General features: G+C 68.2%; 16 protein-coding genes and 1 pseudogene. 10 read left to right on the forward strand and 7 right to left on the reverse strand.

The genetic code is table 11. The annotated features are described in order from the left end of the window. Positions 1-96: 96 nt before the first annotated feature. Genes CDN99_RS16420 through CDN99_RS16430 form a run of 3 tightly spaced genes read right to left on the reverse strand, consistent with a single transcriptional unit; the run spans position 97 to position 2,999 of the window. A complete protein-coding gene (locus tag CDN99_RS16420; RefSeq protein WP_088385963.1) occupies positions 97-1,518 on the reverse strand; it encodes an NAD(P)(+) transhydrogenase (Re/Si-specific) subunit beta in 1,422 nt (473 codons plus the stop codon). Between the two features lie 4 nt (positions 1,519-1,522). Continuing rightward, a complete protein-coding gene (locus tag CDN99_RS16425; protein WP_088385964.1) occupies positions 1,523-1,873 on the reverse strand; it encodes an NAD(P) transhydrogenase subunit alpha part 2 in 351 nt (116 codons plus the stop codon). 10 nt (positions 1,874-1,883) lie between these two features. Then, positions 1,884-2,999 (reverse strand): Re/Si-specific NAD(P)(+) transhydrogenase subunit alpha, encoded by a 1,116-nt coding sequence (locus tag CDN99_RS16430; RefSeq protein WP_088386146.1) that lies wholly within the window; start codon positions 2,997-2,999, stop codon positions 1,884-1,886. Between the two features lie 205 nt (positions 3,000-3,204). Between CDN99_RS16430 and CDN99_RS16435 the strand changes: the two genes are divergently transcribed. Beyond that, positions 3,205-3,699, forward strand: a complete 495-nt coding sequence (locus tag CDN99_RS16435) for a hypothetical protein (RefSeq protein ID WP_202820288.1) — start codon at positions 3,205-3,207, stop codon at positions 3,697-3,699. A gap of 53 nt (positions 3,700-3,752) precedes the next feature. On the opposite strand, the gene CDN99_RS29645 is transcribed toward CDN99_RS16435, so the two are convergent. Next, positions 3,753-5,936 carry a type I secretion C-terminal target domain-containing protein gene (locus CDN99_RS29645; RefSeq protein WP_141100831.1) on the reverse strand — a complete coding sequence of 728 codons (2,184 nt, stop codon included), beginning with the start codon at positions 5,934-5,936 and terminating at the stop codon, positions 3,753-3,755. Positions 5,937-6,152: 216 nt separating this feature from the next. On the opposite strand from CDN99_RS29645, the gene CDN99_RS16440 reads away from it, so the two are divergent. Then, positions 6,153-6,659, forward strand: a complete 507-nt coding sequence (locus tag CDN99_RS16440; protein ID WP_088385965.1) for an NUDIX hydrolase — start codon at positions 6,153-6,155, stop codon at positions 6,657-6,659. Positions 6,660-6,809: 150 nt separating this feature from the next. Here CDN99_RS16440 and CDN99_RS16445 read toward each other — a convergent pair whose 3' ends face one another. Continuing rightward, positions 6,810-7,688: a response regulator gene (locus CDN99_RS16445; protein WP_088385966.1), complete on the reverse strand. Its 879-nt coding sequence runs from the start codon at positions 7,686-7,688 to the stop codon at positions 6,810-6,812. 238 nt (positions 7,689-7,926) lie between these two features. Here CDN99_RS16445 and mnmA point away from each other — a divergent pair, with 238 nt between their 5' ends. The 3 genes from mnmA to CDN99_RS16460 all read left to right on the forward strand — a co-directional run bounded on the left by mnmA (position 7,927) and on the right by CDN99_RS16460 (position 11,208). Continuing rightward, a complete protein-coding gene (mnmA, locus tag CDN99_RS16450) occupies positions 7,927-9,033 on the forward strand; it encodes a tRNA 2-thiouridine(34) synthase MnmA (protein WP_088385967.1) in 1,107 nt (368 codons plus the stop codon). 210 nt (positions 9,034-9,243) lie between these two features. Continuing rightward, positions 9,244-10,509, forward strand: coding sequence for a sensor histidine kinase (locus tag CDN99_RS16455; protein WP_158218861.1), 1,266 nt, complete (start codon positions 9,244-9,246; stop codon positions 10,507-10,509). 51 nt (positions 10,510-10,560) lie between these two features. After that, positions 10,561-11,208 (forward strand): response regulator, encoded by a 648-nt coding sequence (locus CDN99_RS16460; protein WP_088385969.1) that lies wholly within the window; start codon positions 10,561-10,563, stop codon positions 11,206-11,208. Positions 11,209-11,364: 156 nt separating this feature from the next. Here the strand turns inward: CDN99_RS16460 and CDN99_RS16465 are convergent, their stop codons facing one another. Continuing rightward, complete coding sequence (locus CDN99_RS16465; RefSeq protein ID WP_088385970.1) at positions 11,365-11,826, reverse strand: hypothetical protein; 462 nt, start codon at positions 11,824-11,826, stop codon at positions 11,365-11,367. 243 nt (positions 11,827-12,069) lie between these two features. Next, positions 12,070-12,828 (reverse strand): response regulator transcription factor, encoded by a 759-nt coding sequence (locus tag CDN99_RS16470; protein WP_088385971.1) that lies wholly within the window; start codon positions 12,826-12,828, stop codon positions 12,070-12,072. A 258-nt stretch (positions 12,829-13,086) separates the two neighbouring features. On the opposite strand from CDN99_RS16470, the gene CDN99_RS16475 reads away from it, so the two are divergent. The 5 genes and pseudogenes from CDN99_RS16475 to CDN99_RS16490 all read left to right on the forward strand — a co-directional run bounded on the left by CDN99_RS16475 (position 13,087) and on the right by CDN99_RS16490 (position 16,989). Next, positions 13,087-13,719 (forward strand): response regulator, encoded by a 633-nt coding sequence (locus CDN99_RS16475; protein WP_088385972.1) that lies wholly within the window; start codon positions 13,087-13,089, stop codon positions 13,717-13,719. Between the two features lie 81 nt (positions 13,720-13,800). Then, positions 13,801-14,004, forward strand: a pseudogene (locus CDN99_RS29755) (hypothetical protein); the annotation flags it as partial. A 151-nt stretch (positions 14,005-14,155) separates the two neighbouring features. Beyond that, a complete protein-coding gene (locus tag CDN99_RS16480) occupies positions 14,156-14,809 on the forward strand; it encodes a hydrolase (RefSeq protein WP_088385973.1) in 654 nt (217 codons plus the stop codon). 16 nt (positions 14,810-14,825) lie between these two features. Then, complete coding sequence (locus CDN99_RS16485) at positions 14,826-15,116, forward strand: XapX domain-containing protein (protein ID WP_088385974.1); 291 nt, start codon at positions 14,826-14,828, stop codon at positions 15,114-15,116. Beyond that, the gene (locus CDN99_RS16490) at positions 15,109-16,989 is read left to right on the forward strand and encodes an amidohydrolase (protein WP_088385975.1); all 1,881 of its coding nucleotides are present in this window, start codon (positions 15,109-15,111) and stop codon (positions 16,987-16,989) included. Before CDN99_RS16485 ends, CDN99_RS16490 begins: the two co-directional genes overlap by 8 nt. The last annotated feature ends 36 nt before the right edge of the window (positions 16,990-17,025 follow it).

Here is a 17,025-nt window from a genome sequence, read left to right on the forward strand (position 1 = left end):
ACCTGTCGCAGTAGGCGGACCACTTGAAGTGCTGGAAGGTGGCTGGCTCCCTTGTCGGCGGCCCTGGCCGCGAACACCCGATTCGTGCCCTGTCTGCTACTCGATCGCCTTGACCATGTCCTCGACCACCTTCTTCGCGTCACCGAAGACCATCATGGTCTTGTCCATGTAGAAAAGCTCGTTGTCCAGGCCCGCGTAGCCGGCCGCCATGGAGCGCTTGTTGACGATCACCGTGCGCGCCTTGTAGGCCTCCAGGATCGGCATGCCGTAGATGGCGCTGCCCTTCTGCAGCGCGGCCGGGTTCACCACGTCGTTGGCGCCGAGGATGATGGCCACGTCGGTCTGGCCGAACTCGGCGTTGATGTCCTCCATCTCGTGCACCTGGTCGTAGGGCACCTCGGCCTCGGCCAGCAGGACGTTCATGTGGCCGGGCATGCGGCCGGCGACCGGATGGATCGCGTAGCGGACGGTGACGCCGCGTTCGATCAGCTTCTGCGCCAGCTCCTTGACCGCGTGCTGGGCGCGGGCGACGGCCAGGCCGTAGCCGGGCACGATGATGACGCTCTCGGCGTTGCCCAGGATGAAGGCCGCGTCGTCGGCGCTGCCGCTGCGGACGTTGCGCTGCTGCGCGTCGACGGCTGCCGCGCCGGCCTCGGCGCCGAAGCCGCCCAGGATCACGTTGAAGAACGACCGGTTCATCGCCTTGCACATGATGTAGCTCAGGATCGCGCCCGAGCTGCCCACCAGCGACCCCGCGATGATCAGCATGCTGTTGTTGAGCGAGAAGCCGATGCCCGCCGCCGCCCAGCCGGAATAGCTGTTGAGCATCGACACCACCACCGGCATGTCCGCGCCGCCGATCGGGATGATCAGCAGCACGCCCAGCGTGAAGCCGAGCGCGGTGATGAGCAGGAAGTCCGTCCAGCTTTGCGAATGCCAGAAGCCGAAGATGAAGAACGCCGCCGCCAGGCCCAGCGCCAGGTTCAGCCAGTGCTGGCCGGCGAAGGTCACCGGCGCGCCCTGGAACAGGCGGAACTTGTACTTGCCGCCGAGCTTGCCGAAGGCGATGACGGAGCCGGAGAACGTGACCGCGCCGATGAAGCAGCCCAGCGCCAGCTCGATGCGGTTGCCGCCGGGGATGGGCTCGCCGCGCGCGGCGATGGCGAAGGCGTGGGGCTCGGCGACCGCGGCGACGGCGATGCACACGGCCGCCAGGCCGATCATGCTGTGCATGAAGGCGACCAGCTCCGGCATCTTCGTCATCTCGACACGTTGCGCCATGACCGTGCCGATGCCGCCGCCCACGACCAGGCCGCCGAGCACGTAGGCCAGGCCGAGCGGCTGCCCGCCCGCGAGCTTCAGGATGAGCGCGCCGGTGGTCAGCACGGCGATGGCCATGCCGGCCATGCCGAAGACGTTGCCGCGGATGGAGGTCGTCGGATGCGACAGGCCCTTGAGCGCCTGGATGAAGCAGACGCTCGCGACGAGATACAGCAAGGTGACGAGGTTCATCGACATCGGATCAGCCCTTCGTCGCGCGGTTGCCGGTCTCGTGGCCCGTGGCCTCGGCCGCGGGCGCCTTGCGCTCCTTCTTCTTGAACATCTCCAGCATCCGCCGGGTGACGAGGAAGCCGCCGAAGACGTTGACCGCCGCGAGCGCGACGGCGAAGGTGCCCATGAACTTGCCCAGCGAGGTCTCGGTGAGCGCCGCGGCGAGCATGGCGCCGACGATGACGATCGCGGAGATCGCGTTGGTCACGGCCATCAGCGGCGTGTGCAGCGCGGGGGTGACGGTCCAGACGACGTGATAACCGACGTAGATCGCCAGCACGAAGATCGTCAGGTTGATCAGGGTGGGGGAGACGGCATCCATGCGGGGCTCCTTACTTGCGCAGGACCTGGCCCTCGTGGGCGACGAGGCAGGCGGTGACGATGTCGTCGTCGGCGGGCAGCGCGAAGCCGCCCTCCTTCGTCAGCACCAGCTTGAGGAAGTCGAGCAGGTTGCGCGCGTACAGCGCGGAGGCATCGGCGGCGACCAGCGACGGCAGGTTGGTTTCGCCCACCAGCGTCACCCCGTGCTTGCGCACGGTGCGGCCGGGCTCGGTGAGCGGGCAGTTGCCGCCGGCGGGCGCGGCGATGTCGACGATCACGGAGCCGGGTTTCATCGCCCGGACCATCTCCTCGGTGACCAGCACCGGCGCGGGCCGGCCCGGGATCAACGCGGTGGTGACGACGACGTCGGCCTGCGCGACCCGCTTGGCCACCTCCAGCTGCTGGCGCGCCAGCCAGCTCGGCGGCATCGGACGAGCGTACCCGCCGACGCCCTCGGCGGCCTCGCGTTCCTCGGGGGTCTCGAAGGGCACGTCGATGAACTTGGCGCCCAGCGATTCGACCTGCTCCTTGACGGACGGCCGGACGTCGGAAGCCTCGATGACGGCGCCGAGCCGCTTGGCCGTGGCGATCGCCTGAAGCCCGGCCACGCCGACGCCCAGCACCACCACGCGCGCCGCCTTGATGGTGCCGGCGGCGGTCATCAGCATCGGGAACAGGCGTTGGTAATGGAAGGCCGCCAGCATCACGGCCTTGTAGCCCGCGAGGTTGGCCTGGCTGGACAGCACGTCCATGCTCTGCGCCCGCGTGGTGCGCGGCGCGGCCTCCAGGGCGAAGGCGGTCAGGCGGGCATCGGCCAGGCGCTGCAGGCCGTCGCGGTCGAATGGATTGAGCATGCCGGCGAGGACCGCACCCGGCTTGAACAGCGCCAGCTCCTGCACGTCGGGCGCGCGGACCTTGAGCACCAGCTCGCAGGCGAAGGCGGAATCGCGGGGGACGAGCTCGGCGCCGGCGGCGGCGTACGCCTCGTCGGTGACGCTGGCATCCAGGCCAGCGCCCTGCTGCACGCGCAGGACATGGCCTTGCGCAACGAGCTTCTTCACCGTCTCCGGCGTCGCGGCGACACGCGCCTCCCCCGCCGCGGTTTCCTGCGGCACACCGATCAGCATCTGGAGTTCCTCCATCCTGGGTCAGGGTCGGGGGCAGCTTACCCGGGCTTCATCGCCGGGCACGCGCCTGGGCGACAGGGGTTTCCCCTGGGCGATACGCACGCGCAACAAAACTCAAAGCTGTTCGGAGTTGTGTAAGCCGGTGCACGCAGGCCGATCGATTGCCGTTGAACCATGACCGAAAGTTCCGAAGGAGTCCTTCATCATGATCAAGACCCTGCTTCTGGGCGGCGCCCTGGCGGTTTCCGCGTTGGCAGCGCCGGCGGTCTCCCAGGCCGCGGATGTCGGCGTGTCGGTGAGCATCGGCGAGCCGGGCTTCTACGGGCAGATCAACATCGGCAACGCCCGGCCGGACCTGATCTATGCGCAACCGGTGATCATCGAACGCGTGCGCACCCCGCCGCCGCCGATCTATCTGCGCGTGCCGCTCGGGTATGAACGCAACTGGTCCCGTTACTGCGGCCGGTATGGCGCCTGCGGCCGGCCGGTGTATTTCGTGCGGGACAACTGGTATCGCACGGTCTACGCGCCGCAATATCGACGCGAGCACACGGAATACCGCTGGCGCCCCGACGGTCGCCGGGATTGGGACGACCACCGCGATCATCGCGACCGCGGTCGCGGCCACGATCGGGATGACGACCGCGGCCCGGGACGTGACCGCGACAACCGGGATGGGCGCGATCACGACCGGCGCTGAGCGTGCCCAAAGAAAAACCCGGCCACAGGTCGGGTTTTTCAGTTGGCGGACAGTCAGATTACTTTTTCCCCGCCGTCATAAATAATGAAAACCGGCATGATACGGTGACCTTCCGGATAAATCTCCAGAGTGAGATTATCATGATTCTTTGAATCCAACCCTCCCGCATTAATTGTGACCATCACTCGATCATAATCTTCAAGTCTTCCGACGGAAATGTAGTCTTCAATTTTCCCGTTTTCAGGAACATGCAGCACTTCGCTGAGGTCAATGACATCCCCCTCGTTCCAATTGTAGTTGGTCAGGTAAAAGGCGCGATTTTCGGGTTTCACGACCAGCTTATCCGTTCCTTCCGTGAAAATGAAAGGCAGCGGAGTCCCACCAGTTCCAACCCCAGCCACGGAAACAGTATTCGACGCATGCGTGAACTCAAATGTACGGATGGCGCTGTCCTTGCCTTCCACGCTCGTCTGGACGACTTGAGCGTTCTTCACACCATCGTTGAATCCAAACTCGCTTGCGGCGATTTGATGATCGGCACCACCGGCCTTCCATGAAGCGCCGCCGTCCACGCTGTACTTCCAGGTATTGCCGTCCTTCAACCCATCGATCACCAGGGTGCTGTCATTGGTGATGCGGTCGGTGGCGTCGGGGCCGGAATCCGTCTTCAGGTGGACGTCAGGCCTTAATCCTTCTTTGTCGAGCGTGAAGTCAACTCTTGTTTCCGATATTGCATTCGGATCAATATCAGATCTAACGATCATCGTATGCAGTCCATTCTGCGCTGATATTTGATCTCCATATATCTTACCTTCACTGAAGTCAGACCAAGTATCTCCGCCATCCGTAGAGTATTTTCCAGAACCACCCAATGACTGGATCGTAAAATAATCCGCACTGCGAACATACCCAGAATTTGAATCAGAAGCTACGGTCGCCCATACTCGTTCATATAGGGAAACGTTGCCGGCAAGATCGACTTGCCTGAGCAGTACGGTGTTTGCACTATCAAAATCAAGGCCATCTTTGAAGCCGCCGCTGACGTCATGCCAGACAGGGGCCCCCATGTTGCCCATGGCGTATTGCCAGTGTGCGCCGGCCTCCAGGTTGTCAACTGTTAGCACCCCATTCCCACCCCATCTCATGCCATTTTGAACAGTCGACAACTTGCTTGAGAGCGTCGTCGCCGTGGTGTCGAGCACAAACGTCAATTCGGAGTTCGCTCCAGGAATTCCGGCGTCATTCAATTGATGGACCAAGAGGCTCTTGGCGCCGTCGCCGCCGAATGATTCTTTGGCGATGCGATCCCCTTGGCCATCAATCCAGCTGTGTCCGCCATCCACGCTGTATTGCCACCTCGCCCCCGAAGCCACGCCGGTAATCAGTACCGTGGCATCGTTCGTGTAGTTGTCGACGCTGCTCGCGCCCGTGTCGTTGAGCAACGAGGCATGGATCGCGAGCGGAAGCTGAGGCTGGGTTGGCTCGACAGGGGTCACGGGGTGATCCGGCGTCACGGGTTCAACCGGAGTCACAGGCTGAACCGGAGCCGTGGGTTCAACCGGAGTCACCGGGTGGTCTGGCGTCGTGGGGCCGACCGGTGTCACAGGCTGAACCGGCGTCGTGGGCTCGGTCGGAGTGACAGGCTGAACCGGAGTCGTGGGCTCAACCGGCGTCACCGGGTGGTCTGGCGTCGTGGGGCCGACCGGCGTCACAGGCTGAACCGGCGTCGTGGGTTCGGTCGGAGTGACAGGCTGAACCGGAGTCGTGGGTTCAACCGGAGTCACAGGGTGGTCTGGCGTCGTGGGGTCGACCGGGGTCGCGGGGTGATCTGGCGTCGTGGGATCGATGGGCTTCAGAGGATGATCGGGCTTCGGCACGACCGGCTTGGGCATCTCGATCGCAGATGTGCTCGAAGGTTTCGAACCGCCACCGCCACCCGCGGCCGCCGCGGCCAAGCCCAGCACACCGAGCGCGCCCGCGCCGATCATCGTGAAGGAGCCGCCCCCGTCGGCCCCGGTCCGCGCGGCCTCCGCAGCGGGCGATGTCTCAGGTACGGGGGCCGCCTCCTGCGACATCGGTGTGGGTTCTGCGGCATCTGCTGCCTGCGTTTGCTGCTCATCGCTCGTCGGTGCCGCTTGCGCCTCGGATGCCAGCAACTCGGGGCGCTTCAGACGGTGCGCCTGATCGAGCGGAAGGTTTTGAGCGGCCACCGGCCGTGTTGGCTTCGAATCATTCATAGGGCAGGAAATCGCATCGCTGGGTTGAAAACCTGGGAGTCTCCAAACGCACGCGTCACGAGGCAATAGCCGCCCGTGGGTACTGCGAAGCACTCGACAGGCACCCATTCACGCCAGACCAGTGGGCCTTTGTCGCCCAACCCCCTCACAATGCGGCCCCACGCCCACATCGAGGCGACCCGGCCCCGCCGCACAAGTCGCCCCCCAGGAAGGACCATGACCGAACGATTCAAGCCCAACGTCACCGTCGCCGCCGTGATCGAGCGCGAGGGGCGTTACCTGATGGTCGAGGAGCTCACCCGCGACGGGTTGCTGCTGAACAACCCGGCCGGGCACATCGAACAGGCCGAATCCCCCGCGCAGGCCGTCATCCGCGAGGTGCTCGAGGAGACCGCCCGGCCGTTCACGCCCGAGGCGTGGCTGGGCGTCTACGTGTCCCGGTTCCTGCGCGAAGACCGCAACCTGGGCCGCGAGGACGACGTCACCTACGTCCGCCTCGCCTTCACCGGCAGCGTCGGCGAGCAGATCCCCGGGCAGCCGTTCGACGAGCCCATCCAGCGCACGCTGTGGCTCACGCTGGACGAGATCCGCGCCAGCCAGCAGCGCCATCGCAGCCCGCTGGTGCTGCAATGCATCGAGGACCACGCCGCCGGACGCCGACTCCCGCTGGAAGCCCTCTACGCCCATCCGTCGCTGTACGCGCCGACGGCCTGGCCGCTCTGAGCCGCGAGCGGACCGCCGTCCGGAAACACCGACGGGCCCATCGAGGGCCCGCCGTGTCCGGGTCTTGAGCGGCGTCAACGGTCGCTCAAGGCTCCAAGCTCCAAGCTCCATCCGCCGTCCGTCATGGCCTGCCGGTCCGGCCGGGTGCGGTCAGAGCGTCATCGCCACGCTGATCGCCTGATCGACATGCCGGGGCGTGCGGCGGCAGCTTTCCAGCTCGTTGATCACGCAGCGGGACAAGGTCTGCAGCGCCTCGCGCTGCCGCTCGCGCAGCCGGCGCGGCAGGCGGTCCATCACGCACAGGCTGCCGACGATCTCGCCGGTGGACAGCACCAGCGGCGCCGACGCATAAAAGCGCACGTAGGGCGCGCCCTGCACCAGCGGATGGTCGGCGAAACGCGCGTCGTGCCAGGTGTCCGCCACCTCGATCAGCGGCCCCTGGTGCATCACATGGGCGCAGAAGCCGCGATCACGCGGCAGCATCCGCAGGTTCAGGCCCGACACGCCGATCAGCCGCTGATGCTCGTCGTCCACCAGCCCGATCGCGGCCATGCCGCTGCCGCTGATGTCGCAGGCCAGGTCCGCCAGCTCGTCGAACGCCGCGTGCACCCGCGGCTGCACGTCCAGCGCGTCGACCGCGGCCAGCCGTTCGTCCTCGTCCGACAGCACCGGCGGCAGCCAGCTCTGCAGCAGGTCCAGCGCCCGCTCGGCCTGGCTGCTCTTGTCGAAGAAGCCGGAGATGCCGTGCTCCGCGCAGGCGCGCCGCATCTCCTCGTAATAGCTGTTGCTCAGCACCACCACCCGGGCGCCGACGCCCAACTGACGCACCGCCCGCAGTACCCGCAGGCCGCTGCCCGGCTGCAGCGCCAGATCCATCAGCACCACGTCCGGCTGCGTCTGCGCGATCACCTGGATCGCGGTGCGCTCGTCGGCCGCCTCGCCCACCACGTGCAGCCGGGGCTCGCGCGCCAGCAGCGCCTGGAGCTGGGCCCGGATGGTGATCGAACCTTCAACGATGACGACGTTCATGATCGGTACTCCCTTTGCGAACAGTGTCCTGCCCGCCCCTGGAGGCGGGGAGTCAGCGTTGCCGGCTCGCGCTGTGCGTCTCGTCGTAAACCCGTGTCAGGCGATGACCTACAGGGCCGCCTGGCGACGGATTGGGGGACCGGGACGGCGCGCGCGGGGCGGTGGCGCGGGCGCCGTCGCGGCCGCGAGTCGCCCCTCGCGGGACGGGCCTTGCCATCCTTTGGGAGAATGCGGCCCCATGAATTCCCCGAAGCAACGCGTCGTCGTCGGCCTGTCCGGCGGCGTCGATTCCGCCGTGTCCGCCTGGCTGCTCAAGCAGGCGGGGCATGAGGTCGTCGGCATCTTCATGAAGAACTGGGAAGACGACGACGACAGCGAGTACTGCTCCTCCAACATCGACTTCGTCGACGCCGCCGCGGTGGCCGACGTCATCGGCATCGAGATCGAGCACGTCAACTTCGCCGCCGAGTACAAGGACCGCGTCTTCGCCGAGTTCCTGCGCGAGTACCAGGCCGGCCGCACGCCCAACCCGGACGTGCTGTGCAACGCCGAGATCAAGTTCAAGGCCTTCCTGGACCACGCCCTGCGCCTGGGCGCCGAGAAGATCGCCACCGGCCACTACGCCCGGGTGCGCGAGCGGGACGGCCATGTGCAGCTGCTCAAGGGCCTGGACCCGCTCAAGGACCAGAGTTACTTCCTGCACCGCCTCAACCAGGCGCAGTTGCGCAAGACGCTGTTCCCGGTCGGCGACCTGCCCAAGACCGAGGTCCGCCGCCTGGCCGAGGAGATCGGCCTGCCCAACGCGAAGAAGAAGGACTCGACCGGCATCTGCTTCATCGGCGAGCGGCCGTTCCGCGAGTTCCTCAACCGCTACCTGTCCCACCAGCCGGGTCCGATCAAGGACGACCGCGGCCGCAAGCTGGGCGAGCATGTCGGGCTGTCCTTCTACACGCTGGGCCAGCGCCAGGGCCTGGGCATCGGCGGCATCAAGGAAAAGGGCGCGCCGCGCGGGGGCGGCGAGCACGCGCCGTGGTTCGTCGCCCGCAAGGACCTGGAGACCAACACGCTGGTCGTCGTCCAGGGCCACGACCACCCGCTGCTGCAAAGCCGCAGCCTGATCGCGCAGGACCTCAGTTGGACCGACGAGCCGCCCCCCTTCGGCGGTTTCGGCGCCAAGACCCGGTATCGGCAGGCCGACGCCGCCTGCGCCCTCACCCCCGGAGACGGCGGCATCCGCCTGGACTTCCCGCAGGCCCAATGGGCGGTGACCCCCGGGCAGAGCGCCGTCGTCTATGACGGCGAGGTCTGCCTGGGCGGTGGCGTCATCGCCGAAGCGATCGCCTGAGGCGGCGGGCGTCCGCGCGACGCCCGGTCGCCGTGGGAAGGCGGCAGTTCATCCCGAGGATCGGGGCGCTCGTCGCATCGGCGCCGGCGCGCGCGGGGCGGCCCGCCACAATCCGCACCTTTCTGCCAGCGGCGCCTTGTGGCACGCTCGCGGATCCGTGTGGCCGGAGCGCGGCCGTCTGCCCTGATGTCACTCCTGGAACGCCCTCTCTTGGATCGCCTGCTCGCCCGCATCGCCCAGCCCGCCTTCGTGCTGCGGATCGCCGCGCTGGCGATCTGCCTGCTGGAGCTGGCGTCCGCGGTCTGGGGCCTGATGGGCAACCCCACCGAGCCCTACGACGGCGTCCTGGCCAGCCTCTACCGCCGCCGCGGCGGCGACACCCACGACGCGCCCTTCGTCCTCACCTGCCTCGCGCTGGTGATGTTCTTCGCCTGGCACTTCTGGCGCCTGGCGCGCCAGCAGCACCTGGACCAACCGCCGCGCAACGCGCTGTCGCGCGTGCTGCTGCTGGACCTGCTGGCGCTGCTGGTCACGCCCGGCCTGCCCTTCCTGGTGACCGTGCTGGCGGCGCTGCTGCTGAACGTGCGGCGCGCCTTCCTCTTCGCGCTGGCGCAGGTGGTGATCAACATCGCGCTGTACTGGCTGCTCCCCAGCGAGGCCCAGCGCCTGGAACAGGTCCAGGCCGACCTGCCCTGGTGGCTGAACAGCCTGGGGCTGGCGACCTCGATGGTGGCGTTGCACGGCATGGCCTTCGGCCTGGGCCGGCTGGCCGCCGCCGAGGCCGAGCGCCGCCGCTGGTTCCAGGCCATGCTGGCCGAGAAGCGCAGCGGCGAGCAATTGCAGGTCGAGCAGCTGCGTTACGCCGAGCGCCTGCACATGGCGCGCGAGCTGCACGACGTGATGGGCCACCACCTCACCGCGCTCAACCTGCACCTGCAGCTCAGCGAGGCCCTGCTGCAGCGCCACGACGAGCCCGGCGCCGCGCAGGCGGTGGAGAAGGCCAAGCTGGGCGCCGCGGGCTTGCTGGCGGAAGTGCGGGCGGCGGTCTCGCGCGAGCGCGACAGCCAGCGCATCAACCTCGAATCGGCGCTGCGCGCGCTGGCCGACGGCATCGCCAGCACGCAGATCGAGCTGGCGCTGGACCCGGTCGCGCAAGACCTGACCCCGCGCTGCGCGCATGCGCTGCTGCGCTGCGTGCAGGAGGCGGTGACGAACGCGGTGCGCCATGCCGGCGCGACGCGGGTGCGTGTCAGCCTGGAGGTGGTGGATCCGCCCAAGGGAGCCGCGGGCATCGAGGACCGCGGCTCACAGGTCCAGGTACGGGTTGACGACAATGGCCGGGGCACGCGCAAATTGCGCGAGGGCAACGGCTTGAAGGGCATGCAGGAGCGCATGGCCGAACTGGGCGGGACGATGCAGGTGCTGCGGCATCACCCCGGCTTTCTGATCGAACTGAACTGCCCCCGGCGTGCCTGAACGCGCCGCATCGATGGAGAGGCGCCCGACAAGGGCCGCCAAGGAGACGAGATGAGCGACGACACGATCAAGCTGCTGCTGGTGGAAGACCAGCAACTGGTGCGCGAGGGCCTGAAGGGGCTGCTCGCATTGCACGACGACATCCGCCTGGTGGGCGAGGCGTCCGACGGCGCGGAGGCGCTGGAGCTGCTGGCGCGCGAGCAGCCGGACGTCATCCTGTCGGACATGCGCATGCCGCGCCTGGACGGCATCGGCCTGATCCGCGCGTTGGCGGCGCGGGCGCTGAAGATCCCGGTCGTGCTGCTGACGACCTTCGACGATGCGTCGGCCTTCGACGAGGCGGTGCGGGCCGGCGCGCGTGGTTTCCTGCTGAAGGCGATCAGCCCGGACACGCTGGTGCAGGCACTGCGGGACGTGGTGGGCGGATCGACCGCGCTGCGGCCGTTGCTGACCGAGCGCATGGAGCGCGCGCCGGTGGAGCGCGCCTTCGCCGCCACGCCGGAACCCGAGCCGTTGAGTCCGAAGGAGCTGCAGGTGCTGAGGCTGGTCGCCAGCGGTCGCAGCAACACCGAGATCGCGGCGCTGCTGGGCAACAGCGAGGGCGTGATCAAGAACCACTGCTCCGCGGTCTTCGCGAAGATGGGCGTCCGCGATCGCACCCAGGCCGTCCTGCGCGCCATCGATCTCGGCTGGATCTGAGCCAGGGCTTCTGCGCGAACGCCAAGCGTCGTTGGACGGATGCTCGCAATCCTCACGTACAGGAAGTACGTTCCGGTTGCCCCGCTCCGTCCGCCTAGCCTGGCGTCCGCTCGCTACGCCCCGAGAGACCGAGGAACTCGCAGCTGACGCTACGAGTTAAATCCAAAGGTCGTAGTCCTGCAGGGCGCGGATGCGGCGCTCGACGCTCAGGAAACGGGCGGCACCAACTTCGCCGATGGCCTTCACGACGCGCGGGTGGTACTTCTTGTAGAGCTTCTGCTCGGCGTCGACATAACCGAGGTAGCCGCGCGAGAAGTACTTGGACTGCGCATTGGTGGGCTTGTCGCCGACCGACACGAATTCCACCGACATGCGCGTGAACTGGCGGTTCAGCGCCAGCAGCTCGCGCTCGTAGGCTTCGTAGACGGGCACGAATTTCTTGGTCTGGGCCTCGTCCAGCTGCAGGGACTTCAGCACGACCGCCTTGCGGTCGTTGCGCACGGCGTCGCGCAGGCTTTGGGCCTGGGCCGCGTCGGGCACCGGGGCCGGATCGGCGAAGGCCGGCAGCGCGGCGGTCAAGGACAGGCAAAGCGCGGACAGCGCGGCGAACTTCTTCATGAAACTTCCCTCGTGAATGACACAACTCCAGGTCGCGGATTCTAGGGAACGGGGTTTGCCCTGACCCCCCGGGACTTCACGGGGCCAGGGGTCGTTGTTGCCGGATTGCGGCACCCGTTGCCGACGTGAATCGATTCGAGCGATTCGGACCGCCCACGTCTTCGGCGAATTGATAGAACTGCAGTTCCGCGAGCCAACCCGCCGACAGGCCACCGCTTCCCGCGGCCTGCGGCACGCCGCCGCTCAGGCGCCGGCCAACCCAAGCAACGGGGACGACCGCGTCGCGACGCGCTGGGTGGTCGCCGGCAGATCGACGGCACGCCGAGGCTGGAGATCGCCGGCGAGCTCCCCGAAGTCCGACGTCGGCTCGTCGAGCAGCCCGCGGCGCAGCGCCTCGGTCGCGGCTTGCGTGCGGCTGCGGGCATCGAGCTTCTGCAGCAGCGTCTTCACATGGGTCTTGACCGTGCCGGCCGCGACGCCCAGGCGCAGGCCGATGGACTTGTTGTCCAGGCCCAGGCACAGCATGCGCAGCACGTCGCGCTCACGCGGCGTCAGCGCGTCGCCGAGCCAGCCTTCGGCCACGCTGGCGGCCGCGGTGCGGCACAGATAACGGCGGCCGGCCGCCACGGCGAGCGCGGCGTCGCACAGCTCTTCCAGCGAGCACGACGCGTGCACGTAACCCAGCACCCCGGCCGACATCGCGAGCCGGACACGCCCACCGTTCATCGCCGGGCTCACCACCAGCCATTGCGGCGCCTGCGCGCCCGTCGGCCCGGGCGAGACGCGCCGTGTCGCCGCGCCCAGGGCCTGCAGCGCGCCGTCATGGTCGGCGACCACGAGACGGGGTCGGTCCGGGCCCCCCGTCGTCGACAACGCGGCATTGCCGGCGTCGCGCACGCGAAAGACGGACGACAGGGCGGCGGTGATGCCCGCCCGCAGCAGCGGATTCCGGTGGACGACAAGGGCCTCGACGGCGGCATCCGGACGCTGAAGGTGGGACATGCGGGGACTCCTGCGCAGATTGAACTGCCGGGGATCATCGGCAGCCGCTGCCGGACACGGAAGCCCCGGTCGAGTCGAACGCCCCTACCCGAAAGGGTATCCACCCCGTTCGGGCGACGTCGGCCGGGGCACCCCCGCCTATGATCGCCGGGACCCTGCCGCACCCTCGCCGCGGGCCCTCGCACCGAAGGCGCGGAGCCTGCCTGGCGACGGACCGGTCGTCCGGTCCTTGCCCGCCCAACCCACGCGCGCCTTCCCATGGCCCCCAGCATTGAACCGATCCGAGTCCTGACGGTCGATGACCATCCGCTGATGCGCGAGGGCATCGCGGCGGTGCTGGGCGAGCAGCCGGACATCGCGCCGGTGGGCGAGGCGGCCGACGGCTGGCAGGGCATCCAGGCCTTCGAGCGGCTGCGTCCCGACGTCACCCTGATGGACATCCAGATGCCGGTGATGGACGGGCTGGAGGCGCTGTCGCGGTTGCGCACCCTGAGCCCCGGCGCGAAGGTGATCGTGCTGACGACCTTCAAGGCGGACGAACAGGCATGGCAGGCCCTGAAGCTGGGCGCGGCGGGCTACCTGCTGAAGACGCAGCTGCGGACGGAGTTGCTGGAGGCGATCCGGGCCGTGCATCGCGGCACCCGCTGGATCCCCAACGAAGTGGCGCAGGAGATCGCCGCGCACGCGGGCGCCGAGCGGCTGTCGAGCCGCGAGATCGAGGTGCTGGAGCGCATCGCGCAGGGGCACAGCAATCGGGAGATCGGCGGCCTGCTGTCGCTGTCCGAGGACACCATCAAGGCCCGCGTCAAGACCATCCTGGCGAAGCTGGATGCGCGCGACCGCACGCACGCGGTGGTGCTGGCCCTGAAACGCGGACTGCTGCGCCTGTAGCCGACCGGCCTCCCTCTTACGGGAGAGCCGCCCGTGCACCAAACGCGGCTGTAAGAACCACGCGGCGATTCATAGGATTCCGTGATTCCCCGGAGATCCTCACGATGCCTTTCCCGACCCCGTCGCGTCCCGATCCCACCCGCCGGGACCTCCTCGCGCGGGGCGGCCCACTGGCCTTGGCGGCGACCGCGCCGATCGGCCTGGGAGGACCAGATGCTGTTCCTGGGCCAGCACGGCTACCGCGTGATCGCGCACGACCGTCGTGGACACCGGCGTTCCAGCCAGTGGCCGCGACGGAGGAGGACAAGTTGAACGCCGACCTGCTGGCCTTCCTGAAGGGCTGAGGCCCTGTGACCCGAGCCCCCGCGGGCTCACGGGGCCGCCGTCGGCAGGCCCCGCATCCATCGACCCTTTCACATTCTTGAGGAGATTCCCCATGAGCAAGCTTGCCAAGGCCGTTCCCGGCGCCCGTCTGCTGACCCCGAAGGACCACACGCTGGTCATGATCGACTTCCAGTCGCAGATGGCCTTCGCGACGCACTCGATCGGCGCCAACGATCTGCGCACGCACGCGGCGCTGGTGTCCCAGGCGGCGGCCGGATTCGGCGTGTCGACGATCCTGACGACGGTGGCGGAGAAGAGCTTCTCCGGTCCGATGTTCGAAGAGGTCACCGCGCCGTTCCCCGGCAAGAAGCTGCTGGACCGGACCTCGATGAACACGTGGGAAGACGCCGCCGTGATCGAGGAGATCAACCGCATCGGCAAGGACCGCATCGTGCTGGCGGGCCTGTGGACGAGCGTGTGCATCGTGGGTCCGGCGCTGTCGGCGATCGACCAGGGCTTCGAGGTCTACGTGATCACGGACGCCTGCGGCGACGTGTCCGTCGAGGCCCATGACCGCGCGGTGGCGCGCATGGTGCAGGCCGGCGCGCAACCGATGACCTCGCTGCAGTACCTGCTGGAGCTGCAGCGCGACTGGGCCCGCGGCGAGACCTACGACCTGACCACCGGCATCGCGAAGAAGGTCGGGGGCTCGTACGGCATCGGCATCCACTACGCCAAGTCGATGTTCAACGCCCACGAGGGCTGAGCACAGGGAGTCGGCCATGAACCCGTACCTGCTTTCGGGCGCCGTCGGCCTGGTGGTCGGCGTGCTTTACGGCGTGCTGAACGTGCGGTCGCCGGCGCCGCCGGTGATCGCGCTGGTGGGGCTGCTGGGCATCCTGGCGGGGGAGCAGATCCCCCCGCTGGTCCGGCAGTGGATGCAGCGCGACACTCAGGTCAGCTGGGTGGAGCAGAAGGTGCGCCCGCACATGTTCGGGCGCATGCCCGGCTGCGACGAGGCCGGCCAGGCGTCGACCCAGCGGCTGGCTCAAGCGGAGACACGCGATGACTGACACGACGGTTCCCGATCTGGTGCTGTTCAACGGCCGCTTCACCACGCTGGACCGCGCCCGTCCGCAGGCCGAGGCGGTGGCGATCCGCGACGGGCGCTTCGTCGACGTCGGCGGCAACCAGGAGATCCTGGCGACCGTCGGCGCGGCCACGCGCCGCATCGACCTGCGCGGCCGCGGCGTGTTGCCAGGCTTGATCGACAACCACCTGCACATCATCCGCGGCGGCTTGAACTACAACCTGGAGCTGCGCTGGGACGGCGTGCGCAGCCTCGCGGACGCGATGGCGATGCTGCGGGCGCAGGTGGCGATCACGCCGGCGCCGCAGTGGGTGCGCGTGGTGGGCGGCTTCACCGAACACCAGTTCGCCGAGAAGCGCCTGCCCACGATCGACGAGCTCAACGCGGTGGCGCCGGACACGCCGGTGTTCATCCTCCACCTGTACGACCGGGCCTTGCTCAACGGCGCGGCACTGCGCGCGGTGGGTTATGGCCGCGACACGCCGGCGCCGCCCGGCGGCGAGATCGTGCGGGACGCCAACGGCAACCCCACCGGCCTGCTGCTGGCCAAGCCGAACGCGTCCATCCTCTATGCCACGCTGGCCAAGGGCCCGAAGCTGCCGCCCGAGTACCAGCTCAACAGCACGCGCCACTTCATGCGCGAGCTCAACCGGCTGGGCGTGACCGGCGCCATCGATGCCGGCGGCGGCTTCCAGAACTACCCCGAGGACTACCAGATCATTCAGCAGCTGTCCGACGCCGGCCAGTTGACGATCCGCCTGGCCTACAACCTGTTCACCCAGAAGGCGGGGCAGGAGAAGGACGACTTCCTCCACTGGGCGCAGTCGGTCAAGTACAAGCAGGGCGATGACTACTTCCGCCACAACGGCGCAGGCGAGATGCTGGTGTTCTCCGCGGCGGACTTCGAGGACTTCCGCCAGCCTCGCCCGGACATGCCGCCGCAGATGGAGGGCGAGCTGGAAGACGTGGTGCGCATCCTGGTCCAGAACCGCTGGCCGTGGCGCATGCACGCGACCTACGACGAGACCATCGGCCGCGCGCTGGACGTCTTCGAGAAGGTCCACCGCGACACGCCGATCGACGGCCTGAACTGGTTCTTCGACCATGCGGAGACGATCTCGACGCGCTCGATGGACCGCATCGCCGCGATGGGCGGCGGGGTGGCGGTGCAGCACCGCATGGCCTACCAGGGCGAGTACTTCGTCGAGCGCTACGGCGCACGCGCCGCCGAGGCGACGCCGCCGGTGGCCGAGATGCTGCGTCGCGGACTGAACGTGTCGGCCGGCACCGACGCGACGCGGGTGGCCTCGTACAACCCGTGGGTGTCGCTGTCCTGGATGATCACTGGCCGGACCGTGGGTGGGCTGCAGGTCACGCCGCAGCGCAACTGCCTGGACCGTGAGACGGCGCTGCGGATGTGGACCGAGCGGGTGACGTGGTTCTCCAACGAGCAGGGCGTGAAGGGCCAGATCGCGGCCGGCCAGTTGGCCGACCTGATCGTGCCGGACCGCGACTTCTTCGGCTGCCCGGAATCGGAGATCGCCGACATGAGCGCGCTGCTGACGATGGTCGGCGGCAAGGTCGTGTGGGGCGCCGGCGAATTCGGCGACCTGGACGACGCGGCGCCACCGCCGGCGATGCCGGACTGGTCGCCGGTGCGGCGCTACGGCGGGTATGGCGCCTGGGGCGCTGAGGGCCGGCCGCTGCAGGCGGCGATGCAGCGCGTGGCCTGCGCCTGCGCGACCGAATGCAACCTGCACGGTCACTCGCACGCGAGCGCCTGGGCCTCGGAGATTCCGGCGTCCGACCTGCACGGCTTCTGGGGCGCGTTGGGCTGCGCGTGCTGGGCCGTCTGAGATGGCCGATATCGCGACAGCGACGCGACGGAGGCC

It is taken from the genome of Roseateles aquatilis (assembly GCF_002205645.1).
GTDB classification, from domain to species: Bacteria; Pseudomonadota; Gammaproteobacteria; order Burkholderiales; family Burkholderiaceae_C; genus Roseateles; species Roseateles aquatilis.

Bases quoted from the DNA above. Each gene is read 5' to 3' on its own strand.
- CDN99_RS16475 (WP_088385972.1), top strand. From the start codon at position 13,087: ATGGCCCCCAGCATTGAACCGATCCGAGTCCTGACGGTCGATGACCAT.
- CDN99_RS16445 (WP_088385966.1), bottom strand. From the start codon at position 7,688: ATGAACGTCGTCATCGTTGAAGGTTCGATCACCATCCGGGCCCAGCTC.
- CDN99_RS16440 (WP_088385965.1), top strand. From the start codon at position 6,153: ATGACCGAACGATTCAAGCCCAACGTCACCGTCGCCGCCGTGATCGAG.
- CDN99_RS16430 (WP_088386146.1), bottom strand. From the start codon at position 2,999: ATGCTGATCGGTGTGCCGCAGGAAACCGCGGCGGGGGAGGCGCGTGTC.
- CDN99_RS16425 (WP_088385964.1), bottom strand. From the start codon at position 1,873: ATGGATGCCGTCTCCCCCACCCTGATCAACCTGACGATCTTCGTGCTG.
- CDN99_RS16490 (WP_088385975.1), top strand. From the start codon at position 15,109: ATGACTGACACGACGGTTCCCGATCTGGTGCTGTTCAACGGCCGCTTC.
- mnmA (WP_088385967.1), top strand. From the start codon at position 7,927: ATGAATTCCCCGAAGCAACGCGTCGTCGTCGGCCTGTCCGGCGGCGTC.
- CDN99_RS16435 (WP_202820288.1), top strand. From the start codon at position 3,205: ATGATCAAGACCCTGCTTCTGGGCGGCGCCCTGGCGGTTTCCGCGTTG.
- CDN99_RS16485 (WP_088385974.1), top strand. From the start codon at position 14,826: ATGAACCCGTACCTGCTTTCGGGCGCCGTCGGCCTGGTGGTCGGCGTG.
- CDN99_RS16420 (WP_088385963.1), bottom strand. From the start codon at position 1,518: ATGTCGATGAACCTCGTCACCTTGCTGTATCTCGTCGCGAGCGTCTGC.
- CDN99_RS16470 (WP_088385971.1), bottom strand. From the start codon at position 12,828: ATGTCCCACCTTCAGCGTCCGGATGCCGCCGTCGAGGCCCTTGTCGTC.
- CDN99_RS16465 (WP_088385970.1), bottom strand. From the start codon at position 11,826: ATGAAGAAGTTCGCCGCGCTGTCCGCGCTTTGCCTGTCCTTGACCGCC.
- CDN99_RS16480 (WP_088385973.1), top strand. From the start codon at position 14,156: ATGAGCAAGCTTGCCAAGGCCGTTCCCGGCGCCCGTCTGCTGACCCCG.
- CDN99_RS16460 (WP_088385969.1), top strand. From the start codon at position 10,561: ATGAGCGACGACACGATCAAGCTGCTGCTGGTGGAAGACCAGCAACTG.
- CDN99_RS29645 (WP_141100831.1), bottom strand. From the start codon at position 5,936: ATGAATGATTCGAAGCCAACACGGCCGGTGGCCGCTCAAAACCTTCCG.